The organism is Roseomonas sp. 18066, assembly GCF_902706185.1.
Classification (GTDB): domain Bacteria; phylum Pseudomonadota; class Alphaproteobacteria; order Acetobacterales; family Acetobacteraceae; genus Pseudoroseomonas.
Map to the genome: position 1 here is coordinate 1 of NZ_CACSJM010000187.1, position 9,965 is coordinate 9,965.

Genomic DNA, 9,965 nt, shown 5'->3' on the forward strand with positions numbered 1-9,965 from the left:
GCGCACCGGCGCCCGGCCAGCCGCCGGGCGCCGGTGCGCCTGCGACGCCGGGCACTCCGGGCACCACCATTCCGGGCACCGCCGCCCCGGGCGCGCCGCCGCCGGCCGCCCCGGTGCCGCCGCCGCTGGCCAGCGTGCCGGCCGCGCCCGCGGCGCCCGCCGCCTCCGGCGTGGTGCTGCGCGCCATCGACAATTCCTGGGTGCAGATCCGCGACTCGCGCACCGGCCGGGTGCTGCTGAACCGCACGCTGCAGCCGCGCGAGACCTTCGAGGTGCCCAATCAGCCCGGCCTGGTGCTCAGCACCGGCAAGGCCGAGGCGCTGAGCATCGAGCTGGACGGCGCCGCCACCCAGGTGCTGGCCAATCAGGTGGGCGTGCGGCGCGATATCTCGCTCGACCCCGAGCGGCTGCGGAACGCGACGCCAGCGCCGCGCTGACGCTGCCCGATCAGGCCTGCCCCGCGGGGGATGGCCTTGGCCGATGGCCGCAGTGCTGCCATATCGGCCCCATGCCGCAGCGGGAGGCCTGACCGCCATGTCCTATCGTCCCTACCAGCAGATCCAGCGCCGGAAATCCCGGCAGATCCGCGTGGGCAAGGTCCTGGTGGGCGGCGACGCGCCGATCACCGTCCAGACCATGACCAACACGCTGACCCATGACGCGGCGGCGACCATCGCCCAGATCCGCCGGGCCGAGGTGGCCGGGGTCGACATCGTCCGCGTCTCCTGCCCCGACGAGGCCTCGACCGCGGCGCTGGCCGAGATCGTGCGGGAAGTGAACGTGCCGATCGTGGCCGATATCCACTTCCACTATAAGCGGGCGATCGAGGCGGCCGTGGCCGGCGCCGCCTGCCTGCGGATCAATCCGGGCAATATCGGCTCGAAGGAGCGGGTGAAGGAGGTCGTCAAGGCCGCCCGCGACCATGGTTGCTCGATCCGCATCGGCGTCAATGCCGGCAGCCTGGAGCGGCACCTGCTGGAGAAATACGGCGAGCCCAACCCGGAGGCGCTGGTCGAGAGCGCGCTGTGGCATGCCGCCCACCTGCAGGAGCTCGACTTCCACGAGTTCAAGATCAGCGTGAAGGCCTCCGACGTCTTCCTGGCGGTGGCCGCCTATCAGCAGCTGGCCGAGGCCTGCGACCACCCGCTGCATATCGGCATCACCGAGGCGGGGGGGAAGCGCACCGGCACGGTGAAGTCCTCGATCGGGCTGGGCAGCCTGCTCTGGGCCGGCATCGGCGACACGCTGCGCGTCTCGCTCTCGGCCGAGCCGGAGGAGGAGGTGCATGTCGGCTGGGACATGCTGAAGTCGCTCGGCATCCGCCATCGCGGCGTCAAGATCATCTCCTGCCCCTCCTGCGCGCGGCAGGGCTTCAACGTCATCGAGACGGTGGCGGCGCTGGAGGAGCGGCTGGCGCATATCGAGGTGCCGCTGAGCCTGTCGATCATCGGCTGCGTGGTGAACGGCCCGGGCGAGGCGCTGATGACCGATATCGGCGTCACCGGCGGCGGCGGTGGCCGGCACATGGTCTATGCGGCCGGCAAGACGCACCACACGATGGGCCAGGACGGCATGGTCGACCACATCGTCGGCCTGGTCGAGGCGAAGGCTGCCGAGATCGCCGCCGCCATGCCCGCGCCCACGCCGGCGCCCGCCGCTGCCCTGGCGAAGGCCGCCGAATGACCGACGAAGCCGGAGTTTCTTCATGCCGCGACTGACGCCGGACAGGGCGAAGACCATGCTGGCGCGGCTGCGCGGCCTGGCCGCGGCGGCGCGCGCCGGCAGCGAATGGGAGGGCCGCTTCGTCGAGGAAGCGGTGGCCCGGCTGGTGCGCTATGGTGACAAGGCGATCTTCACGCCGAAGCAGTGGATCCAGTTCGAGCAGATCTACCGCCGGTACGAGGAAGCGCCCCCGGACAGCGTGACCGACAGCCCGGACGCCCGCGCCTGACCGGTCGCGGCCCGAATTCGAGAGAGCGAGAAAAGCCTTGAGCGGAATGCAGCCGGTTCGCGGCACCAAGGATCTGATCGGCGAAGGCTTCCGCCGCCATGCGCAGGTGGTCGAGACGGCGCGCCATGTCACCGGCCTGTACGGGCTGGAGGAATGGTCGACGCCGATCTTCGAGGCGACGGGCGTCTTCGCGCGCACCCTCGGCGACACCTCCGACGTGGTGACCAAGGAGATGTACACCTTCGAGGATCGCGGCGGCGATTCGGTGACGCTGCGCCCCGAGGGCACCGCCGGCGTCTGCCGCGCGCTGGTCAGCAACGGGCTGACCCAGGGTGGCCTGCCGCGCAAGGTGTTCTACACCGGGCCGATGTTCCGCTACGAGCGGCCGCAGAAGGGCCGCTACCGCCAGTTCCACCAGATCGGCGCCGAGATCATGGGGGCGGCCGAGCCGCTGGCCGATGCCGAGGTGATCGCCTGCGGCTGGCAGATCCTGCAGCAGCTGGGCATCGATGACGGCGTGGTGCTGGAGATCAACACGCTGGGCGATGCGGCGTCCCGCGACGCCTATCGCGCGGCGCTGGTGGCCTATTTCACCGCGCGCCAGGACCAGCTGTCGGAAGAGAGCCGTATCCGGCTCGAGAAGAACCCGATGCGGATCCTCGACAGCAAGAACGAGGGCGACAAGCTGCTGGTGGCCGATGCGCCGACCATCTTCGAGCACCTGACGCCGGAGGCCGCGGCCTTCTTCGAGGGCGTGCTGGCGCATCTGGACAGCTTCGGCGTGCCGTATCGCAAGAATCCGCGGATCGTGCGGGGCCTCGACTATTACAGCCACACCGCCTTCGAGTTCGTCACCGACCGGCTGGGCGCGCAGGGCACGGTGATGGCCGGCGGCCGCTATGACGGGCTGGTGCAGGAGATGGGCGGGCCGGCGACGCCGAGCGTCGGCTGGGCGGCGGGCGTCGAGCGCCTGGCCGAGCTGCTGGAGGAGACGCCCGAGCCGATCCGCCCGGTGGCGGTGATCCCGGTGAGCGCCGCCGAGGAGGGCGCCTCGCTGGAGATGCTGCAGATGCTGCGCGCCGCCGGCGTGCCCGCCGAGATGGCCTATAAGGGCAATCTCAAGAAGCGGATGGAGCGGGCCAACAAGATCGGCTCGCAGGCGGCGGTGATCATCGGCGAGGCCGAGGTGGCCGAGGGCGTGGTCGTCGTGCGCAACCTGGGCAATGGCAGCCAGGAGCGCGTCGGCGTGGCCGGGTTGTTGTCGGCGCTGGCGGCGGCGGGCGTGGTGGATGCCATGGTCGAGCAGGTGGTCGAGGGTCTGGAGATCGTCGCCGAGGATGCTGCTGAAGAATAAAAAGAAAAGAAGGGGGTTCCGGGGGAATTCATTCCCCCGGCTTGCTGTGCTGTTTTTAAAGGTCTGGTGATGGCTCTTCCTGAAACGCTCGATCGCCTGTTGTATCGCGCCGATGAGTTGCGGGCTTTGCTGGAGAGTGCAGAGGGCTCGCAGATTGGCGTGCTGGCGAAGGAGCTTTCGGAGCTGGAGCCGCTGGTCGAGCGGGTGAATGCGCTGCGGGCGGCCGAGCGTGCCCGTGACGAGGCCGAGGTGCTGCTGGCCGATCCTGAGATGCGGGAGCTGGCCGAGGCCGAGTACTACGCGCAGCGCGACGCCGTGCCGGTCCTGGAGCGGGCGTTGCGCCTGTCCCTGCTGCCCAAGGATGCGGCCGATGCCGGCAGCGCCATCCTGGAAATCCGCCCGGCGGCTGGCGGCGACGAGGCCGGGCTGTTCGCCGCCGAGCTCTTCGCCGCCTATCAGCGCTATGCCGCCGCGCGCGGCTGGCGCTTCGGGCTGCTCGACTATGACGAATCCGAGCTCGGCGGCATCAAGGGGGCGGTGGCCGAGGTCGAGGGCGCCGGCGTCTTCGCCCGGCTGAAGTTCGAGAGCGGCGTGCACCGGGTGCAGCGCGTGCCGGCGACCGAGACGCAGGGCCGCATCCATACCTCGACGGTGACGGTCGCCGTGCTGCCGCAGGCCGAGGAGGTCGACGTCCAGATCAATGACGGCGACCTGCGCATCGACACCTACCGGGCCAGCGGCGCCGGCGGGCAGCATGTCAACAAGACCGACAGCGCGGTCCGCATCACCCATCTGCCGACCGGCACGGTGGTGGCGATGCAGGAGGAGCGCAGCCAGCACAAGAACCGCGCCAAGGCGATGAAGGTGCTGCGGGCGCGGCTCTACGAGGCGCAGCGCAGCCAGGTCAGCGCCACGCGCTCGGCCGACCGCAAGTCGCAGGTCGGCACCGGCGACCGGTCGGAGCGGATCCGCACCTACAACTTCCCGCAGGGCCGCGTCACCGACCACCGCATCGGCCTGACCCTGCACAAGATCGACCGGATCATGCAGGGCGAGCTGGACGACATCATCGACGCGCTGATCGCCGAGGACGAGGCGGCGCGGCTGGCGGCCGAGGGTGTCTGACTGCCCGGACCCCGCCGGGACCGTCGGGTTTTTTCTCTGTCGCGCCGGGCAGCATCTGCGCGCCGCCGCCATCGAGACGCCGCGGATGGAGGCCCGGCTGCTGCTGGCGGAAGCCTTGCAGCGGCCCGTCGAAGACCTGTTGCGCGACTCGCGGGCGACGGTGCCCCCGGAGGCCGCCGAGCGCTTCGGGGCGATGCTGCGGCGGCGGCTGGCGCATGAGCCGATGGCCTATATCCTCGGCCAGGCCGGGTTCTGGACGCTGCAGCTCGAGGTTTCCCCGGCAACGCTGATCCCGCGCGCCGATTCCGAGGCGATCGTCGAGGCGGCGCTGGCGGCGGTGCCGGACCGCGCGGGCCTGCGGGTGCTCGACCTGGGCACCGGAACCGGCTGCCTGCTGCTGGCGGTCCTGGCGGAGCGGGCAGGGGCCTTCGGCATCGGGCTGGACCTGAACCCCGAGGCCGCGGCGCTGGCGGCGCGCAACGCCGCGGCCAATGGCCTGGCCGACCGTGCCGCCTTCCTGGCGGGCGACTGGGGCGCCGCGCTGGCGGGCCGCTTCGATCTGGTGCTGTCCAACCCGCCCTATATCGAAAGCGCTGACATCCCTGCGCTGATGCCGGAGGTCGCCGGGCATGAGCCCGGCCGGGCGCTGGATGGCGGGGCCGACGGGCTCGACGCCTATCGCGTCATCGCGGCCAGCCTGCCGCGGCTGCTGGCGCCGGGGGGTGTCGCGGTGCTGGAGCTGGGCGAGGGCCAGGGGCCGGCGGTCGCGGCGCTGGCCGTGGCGGCGGGGCTTGCCATCGGCGGCCTGCGTGACGATCTGTCGGGCATCGCGCGGGCGCTGGTGATAAAGGCCCCGTTTACGCCTGAGGCCGGTCGCGGCTGAAAAAACCGTTTGGCGCCGCAGCCCCTTGTGGCTAGGGTGTTTCCGCGGACCCGGGCGGAGTGCCCCCCGGCTGGACCCGCCGGGATAGCCTATGAGACCACGACCTTCGGGCCTGGTTTCGCTCCCCGGCGCCGCAGCGATGCAACACCATCAGCGAGTGCCCCTGGCGCATCATGGTCCATTCCGGATCATTCCTGCCTCCGGACGGCGCGAGCGTGAGACGGCGAACGCAACACCAATGAACATGAAGCGCATGCGCGGCCGTGGCGGTCATCGCCATGGCGGCGGGGGCGGCGGCGGCGGCGGACAGCAGTTCCGCCAGACCAGCCATCAACCGATGAATCGAAACCATGTGTTCGATTCCAATGGACCGGACATGCGGCTGCGCGGCACCGCCCAGCAGCTGTTCGAGAAATACCTGCAGCTCGGCCGCGACGCGACCGGCGCCGGCGACCGGGTGATGGCCGAGAGCTATTTCCAGCATGCCGAGCACTATTTCCGCATCCTGAACGCGATGGCCCAGGCCGCGCAGCAGGCCAATCCGGGCCCGCGCCGCCAGCATTCGGGCGATGGTTCCGACCAGGGCGATCCGCAAGGCGAGGCCGAGGTGCAGGGCCATATGAACGGCCAGTCGCAGGGCTATGACGACGGCGCCGACCAGGCGGAGCAGCGCGAAATCGTCCAGTAAGGACGGCGTCGCTTCAGGGACGGGGCAGCGCGGCGCGCTGGCCCCTCCAGACGGGCGGGGCGACGATGCCCCGGCCCGCTTAGGCCGCCCCCGTCAGGTTGGCGGCGCCAGCGCCTCGAGCGCGTCGCCGAGGGCGACCTTGCCGCTGGCCACCACCCGCGCATGCACGCCCAGATCGGCATGGCCGAAATGCCGCCGCAGCAGCTTCGGGATATCGAGGTCGCGTTCGCCCGTCTCCAGGTTCACCTGGGTGGCCGGGCAGCGCACGGTGCGCTTGAAGACCTCCAGCCGGGCGCCGCCCAGCATCACCTCCTGGCCGATCCAGTCGAACTCGGCCCAGGCCGGCAGCCCGCTGAAATAGACATTGGCGCGGAAGCGCAGCGGGTCGAGCTTCTGGCCGATGGCGCGCTCCAGCGCCGTGATGCTGGCCAGGTTGACCAGCGAGATCCCCTTCAGCTTCTGGTCGGTGAAGGCATGGCCGGGGGCCTCGGTGAACCAGGGCGTGCCGCGCGCCTCGGTGCCCAGATAGGCGGTCAGCAGCGCCGAGACCGCCTGGCGCCCGGCCTCGGTCGACAGGTCGGCCTGGATCGGCTCGGCGCCCGGCACCCGCAGCGCCAGCGCGCCGCGGCGGTCGTCGAAAGCGGAGGCCACCAGCGCCAGCCGGGCATTGGCCATCAGGCAGGCGAAGTTCTGCTTGGGCAGGAAGGCGGGGGCATCCAGGTCGAAGGGCGCGTCGCCCTGGACGAGCGCGAAGCGGCGGTCATGCGGGATGCATTCGCCTTCGTCCAGATGGGTCTGCTCGAGCGCCTCGGCCGAGAGGCCCTTCACGGGATAGCGGTAGAGATGCTCGACACGCATCGGACTGGCTCCTGGTTTTTCGCCGGCCGCCCCTTGAAGCGACGCGGCCTCCCCTACCACATCGCTAGCACGAGCGGTGCCTGACGTCGCCTTTTCAGGGGCATCGGGCAGCCGGTTGCCTCATCGGAGGGACAGATGGATATCGAGAAATTCACCGAACGCGCCCGCGGTTTCCTGCAGGCGTCGCAGACCATTGCGATCCGTGACTACCACCAGCGCATCACCGCGGAGCACCTGCTGAAGGCGCTGCTCGATGACGAGCAGGGCGCCGCGGCAGGGCTGATCCGTGCCGCCGGCGGCGAGCCGGCGCAGGCCAAGGCGGCCGTCGAGGCGGAGCTGGGCAGGCTGCCCAAGGTGCAGGGCGGCGGCGCCGGCCAGCCGCAATTCATGCCCGATATCGTGCGCGTGCTGGACGCGGCCCAGCAGCAGGCCAGCAAGGCCGGCGACGCCTTCGTGGCGCAGGACCGGCTGCTGGTGGCGCTGGCGGCCAGCGACACGCCCTCGGGCCGCGCCCTGGTCGCGGCGGGCGCCACGGCGGAGCGGCTGGAGCAGGCGATCACCGCCATGCGCAAGGGCCGCAAGGTCGACAGCGCCAGCGCCGAGCAGCAGTTCGACGCGCTGAAGAAATACGCCCGCGACCTGACCGAGGCGGCGCGCAGCGGCAAGCTGGACCCGGTGATCGGCCGGGATGAGGAGATCCGCCGCGCCATCCAGGTGCTGGCCCGCCGCACCAAGAACAACCCGGTGCTGATCGGCGAGCCCGGCGTCGGCAAGACGGCGATCGTCGAGGGGCTGGCGCTGCGCATCGTCAATGGCGACGTGCCGGAGGCGCTGAAGGACAAGCGCGTCCTCGCCCTCGACCTCGGCGCCATGGTGGCCGGCGCCAAGTATCGCGGCGAGTTCGAGGAGCGCCTGAAGGGCGTGCTGACCGAGATCGAGACCGCCGCCGGCGAGGTGGTGCTGTTCATCGACGAGATGCACACGCTGATCGGCGCGGGCAAGGCGGATGGGGCGATGGACGCCTCCAACCTGCTGAAGCCGGCGCTGGCCCGCGGCGAGCTGCATTGCATCGGCGCCACCACGCTCGACGAATACCGCAAGCATGTGGAGAAGGACGCGGCGCTGGCCCGTCGCTTCCAGCCGGTCTTCGTCGGCGAGCCCAGCGTCGAGGACACCGTCTCGATCCTGCGCGGGATCAAGGAGAAGTACGAGCTGCACCATGGCGTGCGGATCGCCGATTCGGCCCTGGTGGCGGCCGCGACCCTGTCGAACCGCTACATCACCGACCGCTTCCTGCCCGACAAGGCGATCGACCTGGTCGACGAGGCGGCGAGCCGGCTGCGCATGCAGGTCGACAGCAAGCCGGAGGAGCTCGACGAGGTCGATCGCCGGCTGATGATGCTGAAGATCGAGCGCGAGGCGCTGAAGAAGGAGGAGGACGCGGCCAGCCGCGACCGCCTGCTCAAGCTCGAGCTGGAGATTTCCGGGCTGGAGGAGCGCTCGCAGACCCTGGAGACCGCCTGGCAGGCCGAGAAGGGCAAGCTGGCCGATACCCAGAAGGCCAAGGAGGAGCTCGACCGCGCCCGCACCGAGGTGGAGGTGGCGCAGCGTCGCGGCGATCTGGGCCGGGCTTCCGAGCTGCTTTATGGCGTCATCCCGCAGCTCGAGAGCCGTCTGGCGGCCGGGGTGGGGGAGGGCAGCCGGTTGGTCGCCCAGGCAGTGACCGAGGCCGATATCGCCGGCGTGGTCAGCCGCTGGACCGGCGTGCCGGTGGAGAAGATGCTGGAGGGCGAGCGCGCCAAGCTGCTGCGCATGGAGGACAAGCTGCGCGGCCGGGTGGTCGGCCAGGAGGAGGCGCTGGAGGCGGTATCCAAGGCGGTGCGCCGGGCCCGCGCCGGGCTGCAGGACCCGCACCGGCCGATCGGCTCCTTCCTGTTCCTGGGTCCGACCGGTGTCGGCAAGACCGAGCTGACCAAGGCGCTGGCCAGCTTCATGTTCGACGACGACAAGGCGCTGCTGCGCATCGACATGTCGGAATACATGGAGAAGCACGCGGTCAGCCGGCTGATCGGCGCCCCCCCGGGCTATGTCGGCTACGAGGAGGGCGGCGCGCTGACCGAGGCGGTGCGGCGCCGGCCCTACCAGGTGATCCTGTTCGACGAGGTCGAGAAGGCGCATGAGGATGTGTTCAACGTCCTGCTGCAGGTGCTGGACGACGGGCGGCTGACCGACGGGCAGGGGCGGACGGTCGATTTCCGCAACACCCTGATCGTGCTGACCAGCAACCTGGGCTCCGAGATCCTGGCCGCCCAGCCGGAGGGCGAGGATGTCGACCTGGTGCGTGGCCAGGTGATGAACGTGGTGCGCAGCCGCTTCCGTCCGGAATTCCTCAACCGGCTGGACGAGATCGTGCTGTTCCGCCGGCTGGCGCGGCACGACATGGGCGCCATCGTGACGATCCAGCTCGGCCGGCTGCGCAAGCTGCTGGAGGATCGCAAGATCACGCTGGAGCTGGACCAGGCGGCGTCCGACTGGCTGGGCGAGGCCGGCTACGACCCGGTCTATGGCGCGCGGCCGCTGAAGCGGGTGATCCAGCGCAACCTGCAGGACCGCCTGGCGGGGCTGCTGCTGGAGGGCAAGGTCGTCGATGGCAGCACGGTCCGGGTGACCGCGGGGCCCGAGGGGCTGGAGCTCGTCGCCTGAGCGTCTGCGGCGGTTTTTTGATGCCTCCGCGGAATTTTCGTGAAACCCGTTTGACAGGGGAGGGGGCCGGGCCTAAAAGCCGGCTCCCGACGCTGAGGCGCTTCGAAAGAAACGCCGGACGCTGAGGGCGCTGAAGAAAACTTCAGCGGGGTGGTTGACCGGCGAAGGAAACTTCGCTAAATACGACGCCCCGCCGAGATGTTCCGAAGCGGGTCGGTGAGGCGGATAACGCTGAGCCATTGTTGATTTAAAATCGCATCGGGTTTTCTGGAAGTGGATAGAGGCTGATTTGGTTTAATCCTTTTGAGGGATTGGGCTGAGGTAGTTTCTGCTCTGGTCTTCTGGTTCGTCGCTTTAACGAGCGGGGGATAGGAGATTGAGGGGTGGGATGCGCGGCTGGCGC

At 70.2% G+C, this 9,965-nt stretch carries 10 protein-coding genes; 8 read left to right on the plus strand and 2 right to left on the minus strand.

Going from position 1 to position 9,965, the window contains the following annotated elements; translation table 11 throughout:
- From GVN67_RS25695 to GVN67_RS25725, 7 genes are all read left to right on the plus strand, one after another.
- Positions 1 to 437 (plus strand): DUF4115 domain-containing protein (locus GVN67_RS25695; protein ID WP_160000170.1); only part of this gene is annotated, 437 nt, incomplete at its 5' end.
- A 97-nt stretch (positions 438 to 534) separates the two neighbouring features.
- Positions 535 to 1,683, plus strand: a complete 1,149-nt coding sequence (gene ispG / locus GVN67_RS25700; RefSeq protein ID WP_160000171.1) for a flavodoxin-dependent (E)-4-hydroxy-3-methylbut-2-enyl-diphosphate synthase — start codon at positions 535 to 537, stop codon at positions 1,681 to 1,683.
- Between the two features lie 22 nt (positions 1,684 to 1,705).
- On the plus strand, positions 1,706 to 1,951 hold the full coding sequence (locus GVN67_RS25705; protein WP_160000172.1) for a hypothetical protein: 246 nt from the start codon (positions 1,706 to 1,708) through the stop codon (positions 1,949 to 1,951).
- Between the two features lie 37 nt (positions 1,952 to 1,988).
- Complete coding sequence (gene hisS / locus GVN67_RS25710) at positions 1,989 to 3,305, plus strand: histidine--tRNA ligase (RefSeq protein WP_160000173.1); 1,317 nt, start codon at positions 1,989 to 1,991, stop codon at positions 3,303 to 3,305.
- Positions 3,306 to 3,374: 69 nt separating this feature from the next.
- Positions 3,375 to 4,430, plus strand: a complete 1,056-nt coding sequence (gene prfA, locus GVN67_RS25715; RefSeq protein ID WP_160000174.1) for a peptide chain release factor 1 — start codon at positions 3,375 to 3,377, stop codon at positions 4,428 to 4,430.
- Entirely contained in the window at positions 4,423 to 5,313 is an 891-nt protein-coding gene (prmC, locus tag GVN67_RS25720; protein ID WP_160000175.1) for a peptide chain release factor N(5)-glutamine methyltransferase, read from the plus strand. Before prfA ends, prmC begins: the two co-directional genes overlap by 8 nt.
- 238 nt (positions 5,314 to 5,551) lie before the next feature.
- Positions 5,552 to 6,001, plus strand: a complete 450-nt coding sequence (locus GVN67_RS25725; protein WP_160000178.1) for a DUF4167 domain-containing protein — start codon at positions 5,552 to 5,554, stop codon at positions 5,999 to 6,001.
- A 93-nt stretch (positions 6,002 to 6,094) separates the two neighbouring features.
- On the opposite strand, the gene GVN67_RS25730 is transcribed toward GVN67_RS25725, so the two are convergent.
- Positions 6,095 to 6,859, minus strand: coding sequence for an MOSC domain-containing protein (locus GVN67_RS25730; protein WP_160000176.1), 765 nt, complete (start codon positions 6,857 to 6,859; stop codon positions 6,095 to 6,097).
- 135 nt (positions 6,860 to 6,994) lie between these two features.
- Here GVN67_RS25730 and clpB point away from each other — a divergent pair, with 135 nt between their 5' ends.
- A complete protein-coding gene (gene clpB, locus GVN67_RS25735) occupies positions 6,995 to 9,562 on the plus strand; it encodes an ATP-dependent chaperone ClpB (protein ID WP_160000177.1) in 2,568 nt (855 codons plus the stop codon).
- Positions 9,563 to 9,738: 176 nt separating this feature from the next.
- Here the strand turns inward: clpB and GVN67_RS30210 are convergent.
- The coding region (locus tag GVN67_RS30210; RefSeq protein WP_235035488.1) for a hypothetical protein at positions 9,739 to 9,965 on the minus strand (227 nt) is incomplete at its 5' end.

Bases quoted from the DNA above. Each gene is read 5' to 3' on its own strand.
- ispG (WP_160000171.1), top strand. From the start codon at position 535: ATGTCCTATCGTCCCTACCAGCAGATCCAGCGCCGGAAATCCCGGCAG.
- GVN67_RS25705 (WP_160000172.1), top strand. From the start codon at position 1,706: ATGCCGCGACTGACGCCGGACAGGGCGAAGACCATGCTGGCGCGGCTG.
- prfA (WP_160000174.1), top strand. From the start codon at position 3,375: ATGGCTCTTCCTGAAACGCTCGATCGCCTGTTGTATCGCGCCGATGAG.
- GVN67_RS25725 (WP_160000178.1), top strand. From the start codon at position 5,552: ATGAACATGAAGCGCATGCGCGGCCGTGGCGGTCATCGCCATGGCGGC.
- GVN67_RS25730 (WP_160000176.1), bottom strand. From the start codon at position 6,859: ATGCGTGTCGAGCATCTCTACCGCTATCCCGTGAAGGGCCTCTCGGCC.
- clpB (WP_160000177.1), top strand. From the start codon at position 6,995: ATGGATATCGAGAAATTCACCGAACGCGCCCGCGGTTTCCTGCAGGCG.